Source organism: Streptomyces sp. HmicA12 (genome assembly GCF_000373565.1).
Lineage (GTDB): Bacteria > Actinomycetota > Actinomycetes > Streptomycetales > Streptomycetaceae > Streptomyces.
In genome coordinates, this window is sequence record NZ_KB891814.1 from 67,994 (window position 1) to 87,761 (window position 19,768).

The 19,768-nt window shown below is 72.9% G+C and carries 23 protein-coding genes; 10 read left to right on the forward strand and 13 right to left on the reverse strand.

The genetic code is table 11. From position 1 onward, the window contains the following. Positions 1-6: 6 nt before the first annotated feature. The 5 genes from B072_RS0123885 to B072_RS43930 all read right to left on the reverse strand — a co-directional run bounded on the left by B072_RS0123885 (position 7) and on the right by B072_RS43930 (position 4,889). On the reverse strand, positions 7-726 hold the full coding sequence (locus B072_RS0123885; protein WP_018532508.1) for a cupin domain-containing protein: 720 nt from the start codon (positions 724-726) through the stop codon (positions 7-9). Beyond that, positions 720-1,652 (reverse strand): PmoA family protein, encoded by a 933-nt coding sequence (locus B072_RS0123890; RefSeq protein ID WP_018532509.1) that lies wholly within the window; start codon positions 1,650-1,652, stop codon positions 720-722. Before B072_RS0123890 ends, B072_RS0123885 begins: the two co-directional genes overlap by 7 nt. Continuing rightward, entirely contained in the window at positions 1,645-2,802 is a 1,158-nt protein-coding gene (locus tag B072_RS0123895; RefSeq protein WP_018532510.1) for a Gfo/Idh/MocA family protein, read from the reverse strand. Before B072_RS0123895 ends, B072_RS0123890 begins: the two co-directional genes overlap by 8 nt. Before the next feature lie 165 nt (positions 2,803-2,967). Beyond that, complete coding sequence (locus B072_RS0123900; RefSeq protein WP_018532511.1) at positions 2,968-3,660, reverse strand: hypothetical protein; 693 nt, start codon at positions 3,658-3,660, stop codon at positions 2,968-2,970. Positions 3,661-3,704: 44 nt separating this feature from the next. Beyond that, positions 3,705-4,889, reverse strand: a complete 1,185-nt coding sequence (locus B072_RS43930) for an MFS transporter (protein ID WP_018532512.1) — start codon at positions 4,887-4,889, stop codon at positions 3,705-3,707. An 82-nt stretch (positions 4,890-4,971) separates the two neighbouring features. Between B072_RS43930 and B072_RS0123910 the strand changes: the two genes are divergently transcribed. The 3 genes from B072_RS0123910 (at position 4,972) to B072_RS0123925 (ending at position 7,418) form a co-directional block, all read left to right on the forward strand. After that, entirely contained in the window at positions 4,972-6,012 is a 1,041-nt protein-coding gene (locus tag B072_RS0123910; RefSeq protein WP_018532513.1) for a helix-turn-helix domain-containing protein, read from the forward strand. 115 nt (positions 6,013-6,127) lie between these two features. Further along, entirely contained in the window at positions 6,128-7,003 is an 876-nt protein-coding gene (locus B072_RS0123915) for an undecaprenyl-diphosphate phosphatase (protein ID WP_018532514.1), read from the forward strand. Between the two features lie 181 nt (positions 7,004-7,184). After that, on the forward strand, positions 7,185-7,418 hold the full coding sequence (locus B072_RS0123925) for a hypothetical protein (protein ID WP_018532516.1): 234 nt from the start codon (positions 7,185-7,187) through the stop codon (positions 7,416-7,418). 40 nt (positions 7,419-7,458) lie between these two features. On the opposite strand, the gene B072_RS0123930 is transcribed toward B072_RS0123925, so the two are convergent. Next, positions 7,459-8,694, reverse strand: a complete 1,236-nt coding sequence (locus B072_RS0123930; RefSeq protein WP_018532517.1) for an erythromycin esterase family protein — start codon at positions 8,692-8,694, stop codon at positions 7,459-7,461. Between the two features lie 69 nt (positions 8,695-8,763). On the opposite strand from B072_RS0123930, the gene B072_RS0123935 reads away from it, so the two are divergent. Beyond that, complete coding sequence (locus tag B072_RS0123935; RefSeq protein WP_018532518.1) at positions 8,764-9,480, forward strand: TioE family transcriptional regulator; 717 nt, start codon at positions 8,764-8,766, stop codon at positions 9,478-9,480. A 13-nt stretch (positions 9,481-9,493) separates the two neighbouring features. Here B072_RS0123935 and B072_RS0123940 read toward each other — a convergent pair whose 3' ends face one another. After that, on the reverse strand, positions 9,494-9,898 hold the full coding sequence (locus B072_RS0123940) for a RidA family protein (protein ID WP_018532519.1): 405 nt from the start codon (positions 9,896-9,898) through the stop codon (positions 9,494-9,496). 139 nt (positions 9,899-10,037) lie between these two features. Then, complete coding sequence (locus B072_RS0123945; protein ID WP_018532520.1) at positions 10,038-10,745, reverse strand: SDR family NAD(P)-dependent oxidoreductase; 708 nt, start codon at positions 10,743-10,745, stop codon at positions 10,038-10,040. A gap of 101 nt (positions 10,746-10,846) precedes the next feature. Here B072_RS0123945 and B072_RS43935 point away from each other — a divergent pair, with 101 nt between their 5' ends. From B072_RS43935 to B072_RS48770, 3 genes are all read left to right on the forward strand, one after another. Continuing rightward, the gene (locus B072_RS43935; RefSeq protein WP_018532521.1) at positions 10,847-11,695 is read left to right on the forward strand and encodes a helix-turn-helix transcriptional regulator; all 849 of its coding nucleotides are present in this window, start codon (positions 10,847-10,849) and stop codon (positions 11,693-11,695) included. Then, positions 11,692-12,462 carry a tyrosine-protein phosphatase gene (locus B072_RS0123955; protein WP_018532522.1) on the forward strand — a complete coding sequence of 257 codons (771 nt, stop codon included), beginning with the start codon at positions 11,692-11,694 and terminating at the stop codon, positions 12,460-12,462. Before B072_RS43935 ends, B072_RS0123955 begins: the two co-directional genes overlap by 4 nt. Positions 12,463-12,531: 69 nt before the next feature. Then, positions 12,532-12,705: a hypothetical protein gene (locus B072_RS48770; protein ID WP_199791091.1), complete on the forward strand. Its 174-nt coding sequence runs from the start codon at positions 12,532-12,534 to the stop codon at positions 12,703-12,705. Positions 12,706-12,741: 36 nt separating this feature from the next. On the opposite strand, the gene B072_RS0123965 is transcribed toward B072_RS48770, so the two are convergent. Together B072_RS0123965 and B072_RS0123970 are read right to left on the reverse strand one after the other, a co-directional pair. Further along, positions 12,742-13,482 (reverse strand): SDR family oxidoreductase, encoded by a 741-nt coding sequence (locus tag B072_RS0123965; RefSeq protein WP_018532524.1) that lies wholly within the window; start codon positions 13,480-13,482, stop codon positions 12,742-12,744. A gap of 19 nt (positions 13,483-13,501) precedes the next feature. Next, positions 13,502-14,167: a hypothetical protein gene (locus B072_RS0123970; RefSeq protein ID WP_018532525.1), complete on the reverse strand. Its 666-nt coding sequence runs from the start codon at positions 14,165-14,167 to the stop codon at positions 13,502-13,504. 318 nt (positions 14,168-14,485) lie between these two features. Here B072_RS0123970 and B072_RS0123980 point away from each other — a divergent pair, with 318 nt between their 5' ends. Together B072_RS0123980 and lnt are read left to right on the forward strand one after the other, a co-directional pair. Next, the gene (locus B072_RS0123980) at positions 14,486-14,962 is read left to right on the forward strand and encodes a nuclear transport factor 2 family protein (RefSeq protein WP_018532527.1); all 477 of its coding nucleotides are present in this window, start codon (positions 14,486-14,488) and stop codon (positions 14,960-14,962) included. Between the two features lie 115 nt (positions 14,963-15,077). Further along, a complete protein-coding gene (gene lnt, locus B072_RS0123985) occupies positions 15,078-16,673 on the forward strand; it encodes an apolipoprotein N-acyltransferase (RefSeq protein ID WP_018532528.1) in 1,596 nt (531 codons plus the stop codon). A gap of 43 nt (positions 16,674-16,716) precedes the next feature. Here lnt and B072_RS0123990 read toward each other — a convergent pair whose 3' ends face one another. After that, entirely contained in the window at positions 16,717-17,622 is a 906-nt protein-coding gene (locus B072_RS0123990) for a Gfo/Idh/MocA family protein (RefSeq protein ID WP_018532529.1), read from the reverse strand. Between the two features lie 237 nt (positions 17,623-17,859). On the opposite strand from B072_RS0123990, the gene B072_RS47425 reads away from it, so the two are divergent. Beyond that, entirely contained in the window at positions 17,860-18,339 is a 480-nt protein-coding gene (locus B072_RS47425; RefSeq protein WP_086020395.1) for a hypothetical protein, read from the forward strand. A gap of 27 nt (positions 18,340-18,366) precedes the next feature. Here B072_RS47425 and B072_RS0123995 read toward each other — a convergent pair whose 3' ends face one another. Continuing rightward, a complete protein-coding gene (locus B072_RS0123995) occupies positions 18,367-18,909 on the reverse strand; it encodes a hypothetical protein (RefSeq protein ID WP_018532530.1) in 543 nt (180 codons plus the stop codon). A 90-nt stretch (positions 18,910-18,999) separates the two neighbouring features. Continuing rightward, positions 19,000-19,683: a uracil-DNA glycosylase gene (locus B072_RS0124000; protein WP_018532531.1), complete on the reverse strand. Its 684-nt coding sequence runs from the start codon at positions 19,681-19,683 to the stop codon at positions 19,000-19,002. Positions 19,684-19,768 lie beyond the last annotated feature (85 nt).

Here is a 19,768-nt window from a genome sequence, read left to right on the forward strand (position 1 = left end):
TGCGGTTCAGTCGGTCCGGTACACGTCCAGCCGACCGCACATCCCGAACTTGCCACGCGCGGAAGGTACTTCGGACCGCACGTCCGCGTCCTTGAGATGCCCGGCGTCCCCCGCGGCGAGCCGGTCGAGCTGCCGTCCGGTCGCGGCGGACGCGGCGGCTGCCCCGCGCTCCCAGCGTTCGCGCCAGGCGTCCAGCCGGTGCCGCACGAGGGCGGCCGCCGCCTCGTGGAAGGCGGCGAGTTCCTCCGGGTGCCCGCGCAGCCGCAGGTACCCCTCGACGGCGAGGTCGCGGCGGGCCCGCGCCACCCGCTCCTGCTCGGCCTCGGGGGCGTCGGCGGGAATGGCGGTGGCGGCCGCGTAGGTGTCCGGGTCGGTCAGGTACGCGGGCGGCAGCGTGAGCACGGCGTCGCCGGCCTCGGGGAGCCCGCTGTTCTGCATGAGGACGACGATGCGCAGGCCGCCGTCCTCGTTCACCAGGCGGTGGATGGTCCCCGGCGTGAACCAGGCGACGCTGCCGCCGCCGAGCGCGGTCTCCTTGAACCCGGACGCGGTGAGCGTCTGCACGGCGCCGCGGCCGGCCGTGACGACGTACCCCTCGCCGCACGTCAGGTGCAGGTGCGGGGTGCCGCCGCAGAGCCCGTCGGCGGCGGGCCAGTCGTAGACGGACAGGTGGGAGACGGCGACGCCGCCCGGCAGGCCCGCGTAGGTCGCGTCGGGGCTCACCACGGGTGCTCCGCGAGGTACGTGGCGATCTCCTCCCGCTCCCACGCGCCGTCGGCGACGACGACGCGGTAGCGCCGGGTGAGGGTGTCGCCGGGCTCCAGGACCAGTTCGTCGTGGAAGGCGAGGGAGGGGGCCACGGCGGCGAACGGGTCGTTGCGCACGAACCAGTGCGCGGGGTGGGCGCCGTTCTGCCCCGAGTGGTCGTTCTCCGGGGCGTGTTGGAACACGAGCGTGGCGTGCCCGTCGGCGCCGTCGTGCTCGCCGCTGTACGCGAGCCAGGGCGCCCGGGTGCCCATGATCTGCGGGCCCTCGGCGTCGGCGGTCTGTACGCGGCCGTCGCGGAAGGCGCGCGGCCCGCGCCAGAACAGCCCTGTGTAGCCGGCGAGTTCGCGGCCGTGGGTGGTGGGGCTGCCGAAGCGCAGGGGCTCCGTGCGGCGGTTGGTGATCGCGCTCGTCCAGGTCAGGGTCCAGGAGCCGGCGACCGGGTCGACGTCGCGCACCTCGATGCGGCGCGCCTCGTCGGCCCAGAGTTCGCCGTCGTGCGGGTGCCAGGTGAGGCGCTCGGCGATGACCGAACCGCCGTCGCCGTCGGCGCTCACCTCGTCGAAGGCGACGTGCGCCATGGACCCGACGCGCTCGGGCAGGGCGAGGTAACCCTCGCCGTGGACATAGGAGTTGCCGCCCCACAGGTTCTGCCCCGACAGGTGCGAGGCGGTCATCTGGAGGCCCTTGTGCCAGCGGTGGTCGTTCGGCCGGTAGTCGGTGACGGCGTTCCCCGCGAGGGTCCTGATCGGGTGGAGGTACGGCTTGGGCGCCTCCCATGCCGCTTCCGGCTTGTAGACGTAGGCGAACAGCTCGACGCCGGTGGTGGGTTCGGTGACGGTGATCCGGTCGCCGTGGGCGTGGACGACGCGCAGTGCCTCAGCCATGGGTCGCCTCCGGGGTGGGTGCCCAGCCGGGGGCGTCGCCGTGCAGGGCGGTGTAGTACGGGTCGCCCGCGCCGATCTCGCCGGCGCGTACGGTGACGTCGGTGAACGCGGACTTGTACAGGGCGGAGATCAGCTCCAGGCTGGTGCGCCCGTCGGGTCCACTGCTGCGCGGCCGCTCGCCCGCCCGCATCGAGGCGACGAGATCGCGCAGCTGGGCGAGGTGCGAGCTGGGCACGTCGGTGCCGAAGTCCCGCCAGGCGGCGGCGAGTTCGTCGGGCACGCCGGGTGCGGGGGTGACGACCCAGTCCTCGTTCCCGTATCCGTAGAGGTGCGTCAGCTCGAGCGTGGCGCGCTCGCAGTCGATGCGGATGCGGCTGACCTCGTCGGGACTGAGGACGCTGTTCACGACGGTGGCCATCGCGCCGCTCTCGAACCGCACCAGGGCGGTCGACACGTCCTCGGTCTCCACGTCGTGCACCAACCGGCCCGCCATGGCCCGGACTTCGGTCCACGGCCCGAGGATGTCGAGCAGCAGGTCCATCTGGTGGATGCCGTGCCCCATCGCGGGACCGCCGCCCTCCGTGGCCCAACGGCCGCGCCAGGGAACGGAGTAGTAGGCGGTGTCCCGGTACCAGGTGGTCTGGCAGTGCGCGACGAGCGGCCGTCCGACCTCCCCCTTGGCGAGCAGCTCGCGCACGTGCCGGGCGCCGGACCCGAACCGGTGCTGGAAGACGATGGCGGCGTACGGTCCGCCGTCCTTCCCCTCGGCCGACTCGATCGCGTCGAACTCCTCCAGCGACGGGCACGGCGGCTTCTCGCACCACACCCAGGCACCGGAGTTCAGCGCGGCGACGGTCTGTTCGCGGTGCAGGGTCGGCGGGGTGCAGATGGTGACGAGGTCGGGCCGCTGCTCGTCGAGCATCCGCCGGAGATCGGTGTACGGATGCGGCACACCGCCGTCGGCGCAGAACCGGCGAACGGCGTCGTCGTCGATGTCGACGGCGGCGACGACCTCCACCTCGCCTTCCGCGGCGAGCTGCTGAAGGGCGGGGAGATGGCTGCCCCGGGCGATCCCGCCGGTGCCGATGACGGCGGCCTTGAGGCGGTGGGTACGGGGGCCGGAGCGATCCGGTGCGGGGGCGTTGCGCATGGGCGCGATCAGCACTCCATCGGTGGGGCGGTGTCGGACAGGAAGGGGAGAAAGCGCTTTCCCCCTCGCCGTCGAAACTAAGCGGCCGAGGATCCGGGGGTCAACACCGAGGTCGGGACGGGGATCGCACCGGAGGTCGCACCGCGGGTCCCCGGAGGCCCGCCGTCAGGTCGTGTACACCTCGGCCAGCGGGTACCCGCCCGCGTCGAAGGTCTCCCGGTCCACCGACATGCCGAACGCGATCTCCAGGCCTCTGAGCAGGCGCGCCCGCCAGTCGGGGATGAAGCCCTCGTCCACGACGACCGGATCCCCGTCGACGTACCGGATCTCCGGACGGCACCCGGCCTCTTCCATCGCCGGGGCGAGGAAGGACATCTCGGGCGCGTGGTCGAGGACGCCTCCGCCGGCGAGGGCGCTCTCCGGGTCGACTCGGCCCTGGATCTCGTCCTGCCACACGCGTCGGCCGTCCTCGAAATAGACCATGCAGTACATGCCGCGCGCGTGGATGTTGTAGAGGAGGACGACCCGGCCGGTGCCGGGCGGGAACGCGAATCCCGGCCGGAAGTGGAGCAGGAAGTCGAACTTCCCGGCGAGGAAGGACCAGTCGCCCTCCTTTCCGTACGCGGTGACGTCGGGGTCGTCCGGAACCCGTGTCCGCGGATGCGTGCGGTCGTAGACCTCCTTGGCCTCGTCGCCCACCCGCTCCGGCAGCTCCCAGGGGACGGCGCCGAAGATCACCGCCAGGTCCTGGGGCGCGATGCCCTCCGCGAACACGAGACCGGCCTGTGTGCCGAGGAGCGGGTCCTTGTCGTCGTGCGGCCAGCGCTCGCCGAGCCATGAGATTCCGTCGTCGTTCATCACGCCCGGAACCGTAACAGCGGCCTGTGACAACGCAGTTGGGCTCACGCGCCGACCGCGGGCCGCGCCGCCACCGGCCCTCGCAGCCCCGGCCCGAGCACCGATGTCACCCCCACCGACATCACCGCGAACACCACCATCGCCGCGGCCGGGGAGGTGACCTGTGCCAGGGCGCCCGCCAGCACGGCGCCCACGCCCTGCATCGTCAGCATGCCGGCCGTGTGCAACCCCAGCGCGTGGCCGCTGAGTTCGTCCGGGGTCAGGGACACGAGGCGTTCCTGGAGCAGCAGGCCCGCCGAGAAGCCGATGGAGGCGAGGGCCACCGCGCACAGGGCCAGCGGCAGCGGTGGACGGGCCGCGAAGACCAGGTACGGGACGGCGAGGAGGAGGCGGAGCGGGGCGGCGAGGCGGGCACGCCAACGCGGCGGAAGGAAACGGCCCGTGAGGATGTCACCGGCCAGCATGCCGAGGGCCGCGGCGGCGAGCAGCAGACCCGCGTGTTCCGTGTCGTACGGGACGAAGAGCGCCTCGCAGCCGACGATCAGGCCGTTGGGGACCCAGAGCGCCAGATAGACGTAGCGGCGCGGGACCGAGGACCACAGGCGGGCGTTGCCGCGCATCGTCGCGGTCAGGGACGGTCGGCCCGCGGACCGCGCCGGGCGGCCGGTCAGGCCGAACCGGGCCACGGCCGCCGCCAGGACGTACAGGCCGGCGGCGATCAGCAGCGTGCCGCGTGCGGACAGCACCGTCACCAGGATGCCGCCCAGGGCGTAGCCGAGGATCTGGCAGACGCCGGTGCTCATGTTGAGGACGGAGCGGCCGAGCAGGTAGCCGTCCTTGTCGAGGATGTCGGTGAGCAGGCCGTAGCGGATCCCGCCGCCGAGCGCCGAGGGCACGCCCTGGAGCAGGACGAGGGCGAGCGCGGCCGCGGTCGGCAGCCCCGGCACGGTCTGGAGCAGCGTGGCGAGGCTCAGGAACAGGGAGAGTCCGGCGAGGGCCGCGCGGGGCGGCAGCCGGTCCGCCGCCGACAGCAGGGTGAGCGCGCCGACGACCTGGGCGAGCGCCGGCCCGAACATGGCGAGCGCGGACAGCAGCGGCGAGCCGGTCGAGGCGTAGACGAGCGAGCCGAGGGCGATGCCGCCGACCGTCTGGGCGGCGACCTGGAGCGAGCAGGCGGCGAAGAAGGGCGAGTATTGGGGCGCGGCGAACAGGTCCCGGTAGGTGCGCATGAGGGGAGGCTGCGGGGGCGCGGCGGCCGGGCGTTAATGTTTCGCGGCACGGCGAAACGAGCGATCCCGGTACGGAGGCGGCATGGGAATCTGGCAGGTCGACGCCGACACGCTCGCCGGCAGCCGGTTCGTCGTCTCGTCGCTCGCGGAGACGACGGCGAGCCTGAAGAAGCTCGCCGACCCCACGGCCGCGCACCCCGGCGAACGACGCTGGCTCGACACCCATCTGCCCGCCTACCGGGCCCGGCTCGCCGCGGACCCGGTGACCGCCGCGCTCGTCGGGGCCGCGCTCGGCAGGACGTGGACCGCGGACTTCCTCACCCCCACTCCGTACGGGGTTCAGGACCTGGACCTCGACGAGGGGCTCGGCCGGATCCGGGCCACGTCCGCGGACGCCGTACGCGCCGACCTCACCGTCTCGTCCCCCGGCCCGCCGCCCTCCGCGCTCGTCCGCGCCGACGACCTGGCGGAGCGCGCGGCGACGCTCCTGGAGTGGGTGTGGCGCACGGCGGTGCGGCCCGAGTGGCCGCGGCGGCGACGGGTCATCGAGGCCGATGTCGTCGCCCGTACAAGGGAGTTGACGGTCGGCGGCTGGGCGGCGGCCTTCGCCGCGATGCGGCCGACGATGCGCTGGCTGGGTGACGGGCGGCTGCGGATCAACGCCCACGACCATCCGCCACGAGACATCTCCGGGGCCCGGCTGCTGTTCGTTCCGGTGACACCGCAGCAGGGCTGGGTGTCCTGGCCGGAGCCGCCGGCCGGGTCGGTCGCCCCGGCGGACCGGTACGCGGTGGTGTACCCGTGCGCGGGCGCGCTCGCCGACGCGGACCGGTCGACGCCACCGGGCGCGCTCGCGACCCTGCTCGGCACGGCCCGCGCCCAGGTGCTGGTCCTGCTCGAACGCCCTTTGACGACCACCCAGTTGGTGGCCCTGACCGGGCAGGGGCTCGGCTCGGTGGGACGCCATCTGAAGGTGCTGCTCGACGCCCGGCTCGTCGGCCGCCGCCGGGCCGGTCGCTCGGTGCTGTACTTCCGCACCGCGACCGGGGACACCCTGCTCGACGCCCAGCGGGAGACGGACGACCGGGCCCCCGACCCGGCCTCGCCCCCGGCCCCGTCGTAGGTTCGTCACTTTCGGGCGCTACAGTGCCCCGCGTGACGGGGGCACACACGTCCCCGCATGTCCGGCGCGCGCCCGCGGCCGGTCCCCGCCCGGCCCCTGGATCGCGTGCTCCTCCATGTCTTGGTTCGAATCATTCATTCTCGGACTCGTCCAGGGGCTCACGGAGTTCCTGCCGATCTCGTCCAGCGCCCACCTGCGCCTGACCGCGGCCTTCGCGGGCTGGAGCGACCCGGGCGCCGCCTTCACCGCGATCACCCAGCTCGGCACCGAGACCGCGGTCGTCATCTACTTCCGCAAGGACATCGCGCGGATCATCTCGGCGTGGTTCAGGTCGCTGACGGACAAGACGATGCGGGGCGACCACGACGCCCAGATGGGCTGGCTCGTCATCGTCGGCTCGATCCCGATCGGTGTGCTGGGCGTGACGTTCAAGGACCAGATCGAGGGCCCGTTCCGCGATCTGCGGCTGACGGCGACGACCCTGATCGTGATGGGCGTCGTGCTCGGCATCGCGGACCGGCTGGCCGCCCGGGACGAGACGGGCGGCAAGCACCGCGCCGCCCGCTCGCGCAAGGAGCTCAAGGACCTCTCGGTGAAGGACGGCCTGATCTACGGCCTCTGCCAGGCCCTGGCCCTGATCCCCGGTGTGTCCCGGTCCGGCGCGACGATCAGCGGCGGCCTGTTCCTCGGCTACACCCGTGAATCGGCGGCCCGTTACTCCTTCCTGCTCGCCATCCCGGCCGTACTGGCCTCCGGCGTCTTCGAGTTGAAGGACGCGACGGAGGGCGGGCACGTGTCGTGGGGGCCGACGGTGTTCGCGACGCTGATCGCGTTCGGGGTGGGATACGCGGTCATCGCGTGGCTGATGAAGTTCATCTCGACCCGGAGCTTCATGCCGTTCGTGTACTACCGGATCGCGCTCGGCATCGCACTGATCGTGCTGGTGAGCGTCGGTGTCCTGAGCCCGCACGCCGCCGAGTCCGCCGGGTAGGCCGTGTCCGGTCGGGACTCCCCCGCGCAGGACGGCCGGGAGTGACGCCCGAGGGCGTCGCCGGAGAGTCCGGACGGAATGAGCGGCCCCGTCCTGGGCACGAGGAACCCATGAAGATACTGATCCTCCTGGTCGTCATCGTCGCCGCCGCCATCTGGTTCTCGAAGTCGCGCAGGAACCGGTGAACGCCGGCCCTGGACGTGGGGCGAGCGTCCCGATAGTCGTCCACCCGCCGCTCGGCTCCGGCGGCCGCCGCGTCACCGTGAACGGGCAGATCCTCGGCCTCGCGCACTCCGACGCGGAGGTGGTGGAGTTCCTGCGCCGCGCCGGGCTCGCCGACGCGGGGGCGCTCCTCGACGATCCGGCCTGGGTGAAGTGGCGGGGCGGGCACGCCCATCGGTACGAGGCGGCCTAGAAGCTCGTGAGGCGCTTCCGGCGCCCGAGCCGGACGTGCGTCAGGCGCCCGGGACCTGCGGGACGTCCTTGACGAACACGAGCCCGTCGCAGTCCGTCAGGTGGGACGGGTCGAGCGAGGCGTAGCCGAACCAGGGCGACTCGCGGAGCGCGGGCGGCGTCTCGCCGAGAACGGCGGCCAGGCGCCCGGCGTCGATCACGGCGCACTCCTGCGGGAGCGCGTACAGGAGTCCTTCGAGGGTGTCCGGCGGCGGAGTGCCCACGCCTTGATGCCGGATCGTGCCGAGCGCCATGGCCACGAAGGCGTACTCCGCGCCGAGGCGGGCGCCGACGAGTGCGCCCGCGCTCCACCACTCCAGCAGCGGGTGGTCCCACATACGCATCGTGCTCCGGCGCCGCTGCAGGTGGGAGTTGTGGGCGAAGACCAGGGTCGGGCCGCGGTCGGCTAGGGCCAGGAGGTTGTCGGCCATCATCGAGTCCCGTACGCCGAGGAGCCGGGTCATCCGGCCCGGCGAGGTGTCGGCCATGCCGTGGTGGTAGCGCAGCAGGCCGACGGCGCTGCGTCCGTGCAGACGGGCCCGCTCCCACGCCCCCCGCGAGGTGACCTCGATCAGGTGCGGGGTCTGTGCGTCGAGCAGCGCCACCAGGTCGTCGGCGAGCAGCCGAAGGCGGCACGCCTCGGCCGAACGCCCCACGGACCGGGCCGGATCCATCATCGCGGCGGGCTCGGTCCAGCGGTCGTCGGCGCCGAGCAGAGTGTCGAGCGTCCGCGCGGTGCACGGGAGCAGGTCCGCGGCGACGTGGTCCGCGAGGTAGCCGTGGAGCGCGGTGAGGGCCTGGCGGGGACTCTCGGCACCGGTGATCTCCAGCGGGCCGTCGAACCCGGCGAAGCGGAGCTGGTCGGCGGCGGCCCGGCCGGTGTTGAACTCCCTTGCCCAGCGCACGAGTTCCCGGTTGGCCGCGGAGGCGCCGAACCCGTGGCTGAAGCCGTGCGCCATGACGTCGTCGAGGGTGCCCGTGCCGGACGTGACGTAGTCGTCCACGATCAGGCCCTTCAGGCAGTCGCTCTCGATCGTGATCGTGCGGTAGCCGTGCTCCTCGACGAGCTGCCGGAACAGACCGTCGCGGACGTCGAGCAGCGCGTCCTCGCCGTGGGTCGGCTCGCCGAGGGCTAGGAGCCGGGGCCGGGACGCCAGCAGCCCCAGCACGGTGTCGGCCTCCAGGGCATGGACGGTGGGGGTGATGTCGGTGAGGTCCGGAGCCTTCGTGTCAGCCATGCCGTCAACGCTATCGTTGAACCTTCGGTGGAAACTTTTCGCGGACTCACCGTTGAGGGCAAGGCATTCATGACATCGAAGCTTCAAAGAAGAGACCGTCTCAGGCCGGTCGATCTGGCGCGCGAGCACGGTCTGTCCACGCAGGCCGTCAGGAACTACGAGGAGGCGGGCATCCTCCCGGCCGCGGCCCGCACGCCGCACGGCTACCGCACCTACACGCCGCGCCACGCACTCGCCCTGAGCGCGTTCCTCGCCCTGGTTCCCGGACACGGTCACGCGACGGCGACGGCGATCATGCGCGCGGTGAACGAGGGAACCGTCGACGAGGCGCTGCGCCTGGTCGACGAGAGCCATGCCCAGCTGCTCGACGACCGCCGGACCCTCCAGTCGGTCGAGCACGCCCTGCGCGGGCTGGAGCCCGTCGCGGAGGCGTCGGGGCGTGCCGTCCGGTTCATCGGGCCACTGGCCGCGGAACTCGGTGTGCGGCCCGCCACACTGCGCAAGTGGGAGGGCGCCGGCATCGTACGGCCGCGCCGCGACCGGCAGACCGGCTACCGGATCTACGACGAGGCCGACGTGCGGGACGCCCGGCTGGCCCACCAACTCCGGCGCGGGGGCCACCTGTTGGAGCAGATCGCCGATCTGATCACACACGTACGGGCGGCGGGGGGACCCGAGCCGCTGGAGGCCACGCTGCGCGACTGGCACGGGCGGCTGTCGGCCCGCGGGCGCGCGATGCTGGCCGGGGCCGCCGAGCTGGAGACGTACCTGCGCGCGACGGCGTGACCCCGGCCCGGCGTCAGGGGCGGACGGCCACCGCGTCCACCTCGAACAGCATTCCCGGCAGCGCGAGCGAGGCGACGCCGCTGAGGGTCTGCGCGGGCAGGCAGTCGCCGAAGCGGGCGTGCAGGGCCTTGCCGAGGATCTCCAGCTTGCCGAGGTCGTGGTCGACGATGAACGTGCCGAGCCTGACGACGTGCTCGTAAGCGAGCCCGACCCCTTCGAGGGCCGACCTCAACCGGTCGAAGGCCAGGTCCACTTGAGAGGCGAAGTCGGCGTCGATCGGGGCGCCGGTCGCGTCGGAGGCGTACTGCCCGCCGATGAAGACGAGTTCGCCGGGGGCCGACGCGGCATGGCTGTAGCCGAACGGGGTCGGGTCGTGCAGCGTGGCCGGGTTGGTGAGGGTGCGCTGGTCCGTGGTCATGACTGGCCGAACAGGCCGGGGAGTCCGGCCATTCCCGTCGCCGCCGCCAGCTCGCCGGCGGCCCCGTCTCCCGCGCGATCCGCGGATCGACCTCGTGCTCGTCGGGGCGCGGCCGCGCCTGCTGATCGCCGCTCGACGGTCACCAGGGCAGGGGGCCGGACGCGGCGAAGAATCCGCCGGTCGGGCCGTCGGGGCCGACCTGGGCCATCCGGACGATGATCTCGGCGCCCTCCTCGACGGTCTGGACGCCCGAGTTGCCGTTGAGGTCGGTCTTGGTGAAGCCCGGCTCGACGGAGTTGATCCGGATCTTCGGGAACGCCTTCGCGTACTGGACGGTCAGCATGTTCACCGCGGTCTTGGACGCCGGGTAGGCGATCCCCGGGTAGAAGTGCGCGGGCGAGTCCGGGTCGCTGAGCACCGCGAGGGACGCGAGGCCGCTCGCGACGTTCACGACGACCGGTGCCGCGCTGCGCTCCAGCAGCGGCAGGAACGCGTGGGTGACACGGAGCGTGCCGAAGACGTTCGTCTCGAAGAGGGGGCGGAGCGTGTCCACCGTCTCGTCGGCGGGGGCGACGATGCCGTTGTCGGCGATGCGGCCCTCGATGCCGGCGTTGTTGATCAGTACGTCGAGACCGCCGTCGGCCTCGATCGTGCGGGCCGCTGCGGCGACGGACTCCTCGTCGGTGACGTCGATGACGACGTGCCGGGCGCCGAGCTCCTCGGCGGCGCGGCGGCCCTTCCCGGGGTCGCGGCTGCCGACGTAGACGGTGTGACCCGCCTCGATCAGGCGGCGGGCGGTTTCGCGGCCGAGGCCCTTGTTGGCCCCGGTGATGAGTGTCGTGGTCATGCGCCCAGCGTCCGGCGATCCGCCCCGGCCTGCCAGCCGTCCCGTCTTCCTGGGACTCGCGGTACCAGGAAGATCCGTACCGGAGAGGGCAGAGTAGGGGCATGAGCAACGACTTCGGGGATGCCGTCCGCCGGTGGCGGGACCGGGTCGCGCCCGAGTCGGCCGGGCTCACCGCCGTCGGACAGCGGCGCGCGGCCGGGCTGCGCCGCGAGGAGCTGGCCCTGCTGGCCGGGATCTCCGCCGACTACGTGACCCGGCTCGAACAGGGCCGGGCGAGCCACCCCTCGGACCAGGTCGTCGACGCGCTGGCCCGCGCCCTGCGCCTGTCGGGCACCGAGCGCGAGCACCTGTTCCGGCTGGCCGGCCTGGCGCCGCCGGGCCGCGACCGGGTGCCCGGCACGCTCACGCCGAGTGTGCACCGTCTCCTGGAGCGGCTCACCGGGACGCCGGTCGCCGTCTTCGACGCGGCCTGGACGCTGCTGCTCGCGAACCCGCTGTACACGGCGCTGCTCGGGGAGCGGCCGCGGTGGCGTGGGCACGGGCGCAACGGCGCCTGGTGGACCTTCCTCGGCCCGGACGGCCGGGTACGGCAGAGCCCCGAGGAGCGGCGGGCGATGAAGGCGGCACTCGCCGCCGACCTGCGGGCGACCGCGAGCCGCTACCCGACCGACCCGGTGCTGCACGCCCTGATCGACGAACTGCGCGCCGAGAGCCCGGAGTTCGCCGAGCTGTGGGCGTCCGGCACGGTGGAGCCGCACGAGGCCGCCCGCAAGACGGTCGACCACCCGGACGTCGGCCCGCTCACCCTGGACTGCGACATCCTCACGGTCGCGGGCGACGATCTGCGGGTCATGGTCTACACGGCCGAGCCGGGCACCCCGGACGCGGACGCCCTCGCCCTGCTGGCCACGCGGGTGGTGCCGGAGCTGCTCGTATCCTCACGGGCATGACACGCCACATCCCGTTCGCCCGCCTGCACAACTTCCGTGACGTGGGCGGCCGGCACACCGCCGACGGCCGCACGGTCCGCCAGGGACGCCTGTACCGCTCGGACTCACTGGCGAAGCTCAGCCCCGCGGACGGCGAACACGACGAACACGGTGACTGGGAAAGGTACATGGGCCTGGGCATACGCACCGTGATCGATCTGCGCTATCCGTGGGAGATCGACGCGAAGGGCCGCGTCCCGGACGCTCCCGGCCAGGAGTACGTCAATCTCAGCGTGGAGCACCGCCCGTACGACCAGGCGGCGATCGATCCCGGCCTCGATCCGTGGCGGTATCTCGCCGACCGCTACATGGAGGTCGCGCTCGACGGGGCCGCCGAACTCCGCCAGGTGCTCGAGATCATCGCGTCGACGGACGCGCCGCTGGTCTTCCACTGCGCCTCCGGCAAGGACCGCACCGGCCTGGTCGCGGCGCTGGTCCTGACCCTCCTGGGCGTCCACGAGGACGACGTCGCCGCCGACTTCGCGCTCACCGAACTCGCCACGGAGCGCCTGATCACGGACTGGAAGGCGGCCCATCCGGGCCGGACGCCCGGCTGGCCCGGTTACGGCCGCGCACCCGAGACGGTGATCCGGCTGTTCCTCGCGGATCTGGCCGAACGGTTCGGTTCCGTCCAGGGATACGTGTCCGAACACCTGGGCGCCGACCTGGAGTTGACCGCCGGACTCCGCAAGAACCTGCTCGATCCATCATCAACTTCCAGCCACTGACGATCACTTGGCGCAGTCGACCGCTCGCCCAGGGTTCACATTCGGTCACGCCGCACGTAGCCTTGGCACATGCCGCATGTCACGACTGACTCCCCGCGGTCTGCCGAGGAAGTGAACGAGCAGATCCGCGGCCTCTGGTTGCGCGCGGGCGGCCGCCTCACGGCCGAACAGCGCGCAGTGTACGAGCTGCTGGTGACGGAATGGGCCCAGGCCATGCGCACCCAGGTCGTCGAAGCGGCCTGACCGGGCCCCGTCTCCCCCACAGCTCTTCCTCCTCGCTCAGCGGCCGCCGGCGATCCGCACCACGGTGCCCGTGGCGTACGCCGCGTCCGCCGAGAGCAGCCACGCGATCGCCGCGGCGACCTCCTCCGCGGTGCCCGCACGGCGCAGCGGGAGACCACCGGCCATCCGCTCGGCCCGGTCGGGGTCGCCGCCCATGGCGTGGATCTCGGTGTCGATGATGCCGGGCGCCACCGCGTTGACGCGGATACCGGCCGGACCGAGCTCCTTGGAGAGGCCGACGGTGAGCGTGTCGACGGCTCCCTTGGACGCGGCGTAGTGGACGTAGTCGCCGGGGCTGCCCAGGGTCGCGGCGGCCGACGACAGGTTCACGATGGCGCCGCCACCGGAGGCGGCCATGTCGCGGGCGGCGCGACGGCAGCACAGCAGGACGCCGAGGACGTTGACGTCGACGACGCGCCGCAGGTCCTCGGTGCGCGCGTCGACGAGCGGACCGAACGGTCCGGTGACACCGGCATTGTTCACCAGGCCGGTGAGCGGGCCGAGTTGGGCCTGCGCCTCGTCGAACAGCCGCTCCACGTCGGCCTCTTGGGACGTGTCGCCGCGCAGCACGACGCAGCGGGCACCGGCCGCGATCACGGCCTCGGCGGTGCGTACGGCGGCGTCCTTGTCCTGGACGTAGGACAGGGCGATGTCGTGGCCGTCCTGCGCGAGCCGCAGCGAGGTGGCGGCGCCGATGCCTCGGCTGCCGCCGGTGACGAGGGTGATGGGGCGGGTCAAGTGAGCCTCCTGGCAGTGATCATGTGGCGCGAGGCGCACCGTACCAGCGCCACTTCCCGACCCGCTCCCTGCCCGGCAGTTCACCGCGGCCCGTGAGCCACAGGAGCGTCGGCCACGGCGCGCTGTCGCCCGGGGCGTCCGGGAAGAGGCGGTGCAGAACGCGGGCGCACAGCCCGGCGGGCGGGTCGAAGGGGACGCCGAGGCCGAGCGCCATGTCGTGCGCGTGCAGCAGCGTCTCGACGACGCCCATCGCGCCGAAACCCTCGGGGTCGGACACGCCGAAGACGTGGTGGGCGCGGGCACTCGCCGGCGTCGCCCGCACGACGGCGACGAGCAGTCCGCCGCACGACTCGATCACCTGCAGCAGCCCCGCCGTGCCGACGTCGAGGTCGGCGGTGATGGTGTTGGCGGGACCCTGGGGGCGGCGCCTGCTGAAGCCGTACGGCTCCTGCTCGTCCGTGGAGGGTGCGAGGGAGCCGATCCTGGCCGCGTACGCGAACAGATCGTCGGCGAGGTGCTCACCGGTCTCCCAGCACGTCCACTCCAGCGATCCGGCCGGGACGCTCCAGTCGCCCTTGACCACGGGGGCCAGGGCGGCGACGGCGAGGTGGACGGCGTGCGCGACGTCGTCGGCGGTGACCGGCCCCGGCCCGCCGGCCGATGATGTGTTCGACTCTGCTGACATGGGGCGACCGTAACAGCGACCGTCCGGCCGCCCCGCGGATTTTCGGGCCCTGCGCCGGGCCCCGCCCCGGCTCAGACCTTGCCCTGACCCGACTTCTTGGCGAGCCGACGGCGTTGACGGGGCGTCAGGCCTTTGCGGCCCGTCTGCTTCAGATAGATGTCCTCGCGTACGGAGTTCTTCACCAACCACCTCCAGGGGAAGCCGACTTGAGAGGATCGCCCGGGATCCGGCGATTCCCGGGTGGCCGCATGCTACTGACGTGCAGCCGGAGTGCGCACGACTCTTGGCGGGGCGCACCGGGGGCTCGAAACTGGGCCGATGACGCAGCGTGTGGAACTCGCGACCGTCCTCGACCGACTCGCCATCGACGAGCTGGTGACCGACTACGCCGTGGCCGTGGACGACGGGGACTGGGCCGCGTACCGCGCCCTGTTCGCGCCGGACGGCCGCGCCGACTACCGGGCGGCGGGCGGTGTGGAGGGCGGCGCCGAGGAGATCGCCCAATGGCTGACCCGAACCATGGGGCTGTTCCCGATGCGCCAGCACCTGATCGTCAACCGGCGCCTCAGTTTCGGCCCGCTCGACCGGGACATCGGCGACACGGCCCGCGTCCAGGCCGACTACATCAACCCGATGCGGTTCACGGGGACGGACGAAGGAGGGGCTCCGGACTTCGTGTGCGGCGGCCGGTACGCCTTCGGTCTGGTCCGCACCCACAGTGGCTGGCGGATGCACCGGGTGACCGTCCACGAGAAGTGGCGGCGCACCCCGGAACGATCCACCGCCGGGGTGTGATCACTGCGCCGTCTCGCCCAGTGCCCCCTGTCGTTGATCGCCACCGGCGCGCACACTGAAAGGGCATGTGACAACGGGCGGACGCGGACGTCGCACGAGGTGGGAGGCACGGCGCATGGCGGGATGGCGGCGGCGGATCGACACGTCGCCCTGGTGGCGCGGCGCCGCGGCGATCGGCGCGGGAGCCCTGCCCGCGCTCGCGTTCCCCGCGCCGTCGTGGTGGTGGTGCGCGTTCGTGGCCCTCGTCCCCTGGATGCTGCTCGCGCGCTCGGCGGCGACACCGCGCCGCGCGGCCCTGGACGGCTGGCTGGGCGGCCTCGGTTTCATGCTGGCGGTGCACCACTGGCTGCTGCCCAGCCTGAACGTGTTCACGATCGTCATCGCGGCGCTGCTCGGCGCGCTGTGGACGCCGTGGGGGTGGCTGCTGCACCGGCTGCTGCACGGCTCCCCGTCGCCCCGGCAGGCCGCGGCCGCGCTGGTGGCCGTCCCGTCCGCGTGGCTGATGGTGGAACTGGTCCGTTCCTGGGAGGGGTTGGGCGGCCCGTGGGGGCTGCTCGGTTCCAGCCAGTGGCAGGTGACGCCCGCGCTGCGGCTCGCCTCGGTGGGCGGTGTGTGGCTGGTGAGCCTGGTCGTGGTGGCCGTGAACACCGGGGTCGCACTGCTCGTGGTCGCGCGGGGCGCCCGTACGCCGGCGGTGGCGGGACTCGTCGTCGCCGCCTCCGTCACCGGCACGGCGTGGGCCTGGGCACCGCGCCCGCAGACCGACGGCACGGCGCGTGTCGCCGTCGTCCAGCCGGGCGTGATCGACGGCGTCGGCAGTCCCACGCGCCGCTTCGACCGCGAGGAGGCGCTCACCCGTCGACTGGCGGGGCGGGACGTCGACCTGGTGGTCTGGGGCGAGAGCAGCGTCGGTTTCGACCTGACCGAACGCCCCGACCTGGCCCGCCGGCTCGCCGCGCTCTCGCGCGCGGTCGACGCGGACATCCTGGTCAATGTGGACGCGCGCCGCCCGGCCGGCGCGGGCGGTGACGCGGCCCGCGGCATCTACAAGAGCTCGGTCCTCATCGGCCCCGAAGGACCGACCGGCGCACGCTACGACAAGATGCGGCTCGTCCCCTTCGGCGAGTACGTGCCCGCGCGCTCACTGCTCGGCTGGGCGACCTCGGTCGGCAAGGCGGCGGGCGAGGACCGGATGCGCGGCACCCGCCAGGTCGTCATGGACGTACCGAAGGACAACAGCACGTCGCTCCGTATCGGCCCGCTGGTCTGCTTCGAGTCGGCGTTCCCCGACATGACCCGCAAGCTCACACGGGACGGCGCGCAGGTGCTGCTCGCGCAGTCGGCGACCTCGTCGTTCCAGCACAGCTGGGCACCCGAGCAGCACGCGTCGCTCGCGGCGGTCCGGGCCGCGGAGACCGGCCGCCCGATGGTGCACGCGACCCTCACCGGCGTCTCGGCGGTGTACGGCCCGGACGGCTCCCGCGCCGGCCCCTGGCTCGGTACGTCGGCGAGCGCGACCCGCGTCTACGAGACTCCGACCGCCCACGGCACGACGCTGTACGCCCGCTTCGGCGACTGGCCGGTGCACGCGGCTGCCGCCGTACTGCTGGTGCTCGCGGCGGCGGAGGCTTCACGGTGGCTGCGGCGCCGGTCGGTCTCATCGCCGGCTGCGGGCCGGTGGGGCTTCTCGCGCAGTTCCCCGCGCCCCTGAAGCATGCTCTTCGCGCAGCTTGCCGATGGGGCGCGGGGAGTTCTCACGCCCCGCGGCGCTCCACCTCACGCACGACCTGCTCGCACAACTCATGCGTGGCGAGCGCGTCCCGAGCGCTCAGCACCTTGCCCGCGCGCACCGCGTCCAGGAAGGCGAGCACCACCTGCTCGATGCCCCGCTGGCGAGCGACCGGCACCCAGTCCCCGCGGCGCCGCAGGCTCGGCTGCCCCTTGTGGTCGACGACGTCGGCGAGGTTGAGCACCTGCCGCTTGCTGTCCTGCCCGGAGACCTCGAGGATCTCCTCCGTCGAACCGCTGAGCCGGTTCATCACACCGAGCGCGGTGAAGCCGTCCCCCGCGAGCTGGAGCACCACGTGGTGCAGCAGACCGTCCTCGACCCGGGCGCGCACGCTCACGTCGTCGACGGTGCCCGGCACGAGGAAGCGCAGCGTGTCGACGACGTGGATGAAGTCGTCGAGGATCATCGGGCGGGGTTCCTCGGGCAGTCCGACCCGGTTCTTCTGCATGAGGATCAGCTCGCGCGGGTGCTCGACGCACTGCGCGTACGCGGGCGCGTACCTGCGGTTGAAGCCGACGGCCAGGCTGACGCCGCGCTCCTCGGCGAGCTCCACGAGCCGTGCGGATTCGGCGAGTTCGTAGGCGAGCGGCTTGTCGACGTACGTCGGCACACCGGCTTCGAGCAGTCGGGTCACGATCTCGGGGTGCACGACCGTCGGCGCGTGCACGAACGCCGCGTCGAGGCCCTGCGCGAGCAGCCCGTCCAGATCGGTGTGGCGCTGCGCGTCCGGGATCCGGTGCTGCTCGGCGATCCGGGCCAGGGTCGCGGGAGTCCGGGTCTGCAGGTGCAGTTCGATCCCGGGCTGTGCGGCGAGCACCGGCAGATAGGCCTTCTGCGCGATGTCCCCGAGTCCGATGCAGCCGACCTTCACGATCCTGTACTCCTTGCTCTCCGACCCCCGTCGCGTCCGTGCAGCATACGGGGGACACGAGCCACCGGCCCGGTCAGCGCACCCGCTCCCCGGGCCACGCACGGGATCCCCCGCGGACACCTGAAGCCTGCCGAGGGCGACACCATCGGCAGCACGGCACCGCCCCGCGTCACCCGTGCGGGGCATCATCGCCGATTGCGGTTCCCCGCCGGGGTCCGGTCCACCAGAGTTGCCCGGGTGCTCAGAACCACCAGCTCAGCCACGCTTCTGCTGACGGCGGCGGCAGCCGTCACCGCCGCCACCGTGTCCGGATGCGTCAGCGTCCGTGCGCCCGCCCCGCCGGCCGTTCCCTCGCCGTCCGTCAGCGCTCCGGAGCCGCGCCCCGACGGCCACTCCGACGACCGGCCGCTCGTCCAGGGGCCCGCCCGTGAGGCCCTGCGGCGGACCGGCTCCACCCCGCACCGCTCCCCCGCCGCACACCCCGAAGCACCCCCCGCGCCCGCCCACGAGGCCGCGCGGCCACCTCGTACGGCACCGAGACCGGCCGCGCCGAAACCCGCCGCGCCCCGGCGCACCACCGCGCCGAAGGCCGAGCGTCCCGCCGCCCCGGTACCCGCGCCCCCGCACACCGATGTCTGCGCGCTCGGCCGCCAGTACGGCGGCTGGGACCCGGACAGTCCTCAGTCGGTCATCTGCCAGGACACGTACGGGAGTTGAGCGCCTCGGGCCGGTGGCGTCCCGGCCTCAGGAGCCGCTGCGCGGCGGCCCGAGCGGTTCCCCACCGGGCCGGCCTCCGGCCTCGTCCTCGCCTTCCCCCGACAACCCCGCCACCTGCCGTTCGAGCCGGGTCAGGGTGGCCCGCACGCCGGCCGCGTACCCGTCCGCCGCGGCACCGTCGCCGAGCGCGCCGGCCGCCGTGCGGGCCCGCGTCAGATGGCTGCGGGCCGCGCCGGGGCGGCCCAGTTTCACGTAGTCCGCCGCGAGATTCAGATGCAGGGACGGGTACAGGGCCCTCAGCTCCGTGGAGCGCTGCCCCGTGCAGGAGTCCGCGGCGGACAATGCCCTCAGGTCCCAGGCCAGTTCGTCGGACGGGTCGGCCTGCGTGTCGGCCAGATAGTGCGCGAGCGTGCAGCGGTGCAGCGGATCCCCGTCCTCGCCGACCTCCGACCACAGGCCGAGGAAACGGTCCCTGGCCTCCTCGCTGTCACCGGCGTGATGCAGCATGACCACCTGCCCGATGCGGGTCATCAGGGCGTCGTCCGCCGCCTGCTCGCGCTGCTGTGCCACTGGCTCCTCCAAGCTCGGGAACCGGCACCCCCGCCGGTCACGGCTCCCGACGCTAACCGCCGTCGGCGGTGATCCAGGGCAGGCGCGGCCTCAGCCGAGATTCGGGATGCGCCAGTCGATCGGCTCGTGCCCCTGGGCCGCGACCGCCTCGTTGATCTGCGTGAACGGCTGTGAGCCGAAGAACTTCTTCGCGGACAGCGGCGAGGGATGCGCCCCCTTCACGACGATGTGCCGGTCGGTGTCGATGAGGGGGAGCTTCTTCTGCGCGTAGTTGCCCCACAGGACGAAGACCGCCGGGTCGGGCCGGTCCGCCACCGAGCGGATGACCGCGTCCGTGAACTTCTCCCAGCCCTTGCCCTTGTGCGAGTTGGCCTCGCCGGCCCGCACCGTGAGCACCGCGTTCAGCAGCAGCACGCCCTGTTCGGCCCACGGCATCAGGTAGCCGTTGTCCGGGATCGGGGTGCCGAGCTCGGCCTGCATCTCCTTGTAGATGTTGCGCAGCGAGGGCGGCGTCTTCACACCGGGCCGCACCGAGAAGCACAGGCCGTGCCCCTGCCCCTCGCCGTGGTAGGGGTCCTGGCCGAGGACCAGCACCTTGACCTTGTCGTACGGCGTCGCGTCGAGCGCGGCGAAGACCTGGTCCCGCGGCGGGTAGACGGGACCCTTGGCGCGCTCGTCCTCGACGAACTCGGTGAGCTCCTTGAAGTAGGGCTTCTGCAGCTCCTCGCCGAGGACGCCGCTCCAGGACTCGGGCAGCATCGCGGTGTCGGTCACGTCAACAACCTCCGGGGTACGGGCACTTCCACGGCCGCTCCCACCCACGCGAGCGGGTGCGGCCGCATCGACACCCCAGAACCTA

Excerpts from the sequence above, each read along its gene's own strand:
- B072_RS0123890 (WP_018532509.1), bottom strand. The coding sequence starts at position 1,652 with ATGGCTGAGGCACTGCGCGTCGTCCACGCCCACGGCGACCGGATCACC.
- B072_RS0123895 (WP_018532510.1), bottom strand. The coding sequence starts at position 2,802 with ATGCGCAACGCCCCCGCACCGGATCGCTCCGGCCCCCGTACCCACCGC.
- B072_RS0123900 (WP_018532511.1), bottom strand. The coding sequence starts at position 3,660 with ATGAACGACGACGGAATCTCATGGCTCGGCGAGCGCTGGCCGCACGAC.
- B072_RS43930 (WP_018532512.1), bottom strand. The coding sequence starts at position 4,889 with ATGCGCACCTACCGGGACCTGTTCGCCGCGCCCCAATACTCGCCCTTC.
- B072_RS0123910 (WP_018532513.1), top strand. The coding sequence starts at position 4,972 with ATGGGAATCTGGCAGGTCGACGCCGACACGCTCGCCGGCAGCCGGTTC.
- B072_RS0123915 (WP_018532514.1), top strand. The coding sequence starts at position 6,128 with ATGTCTTGGTTCGAATCATTCATTCTCGGACTCGTCCAGGGGCTCACG.
- B072_RS0123930 (WP_018532517.1), bottom strand. The coding sequence starts at position 8,694 with ATGGCTGACACGAAGGCTCCGGACCTCACCGACATCACCCCCACCGTC.
- B072_RS0123935 (WP_018532518.1), top strand. The coding sequence starts at position 8,764 with ATGACATCGAAGCTTCAAAGAAGAGACCGTCTCAGGCCGGTCGATCTG.
- B072_RS0123940 (WP_018532519.1), bottom strand. The coding sequence starts at position 9,898 with ATGACCACGGACCAGCGCACCCTCACCAACCCGGCCACGCTGCACGAC.
- B072_RS0123945 (WP_018532520.1), bottom strand. The coding sequence starts at position 10,745 with ATGACCACGACACTCATCACCGGGGCCAACAAGGGCCTCGGCCGCGAA.
- B072_RS43935 (WP_018532521.1), top strand. The coding sequence starts at position 10,847 with ATGAGCAACGACTTCGGGGATGCCGTCCGCCGGTGGCGGGACCGGGTC.
- B072_RS0123955 (WP_018532522.1), top strand. The coding sequence starts at position 11,692 with ATGACACGCCACATCCCGTTCGCCCGCCTGCACAACTTCCGTGACGTG.
- B072_RS48770 (WP_199791091.1), top strand. The coding sequence starts at position 12,532 with ATGCCGCATGTCACGACTGACTCCCCGCGGTCTGCCGAGGAAGTGAAC.
- B072_RS0123970 (WP_018532525.1), bottom strand. The coding sequence starts at position 14,167 with ATGTCAGCAGAGTCGAACACATCATCGGCCGGCGGGCCGGGGCCGGTC.
- B072_RS0123980 (WP_018532527.1), top strand. The coding sequence starts at position 14,486 with ATGACGCAGCGTGTGGAACTCGCGACCGTCCTCGACCGACTCGCCATC.
- lnt (WP_018532528.1), top strand. The coding sequence starts at position 15,078 with ATGGCGGGATGGCGGCGGCGGATCGACACGTCGCCCTGGTGGCGCGGC.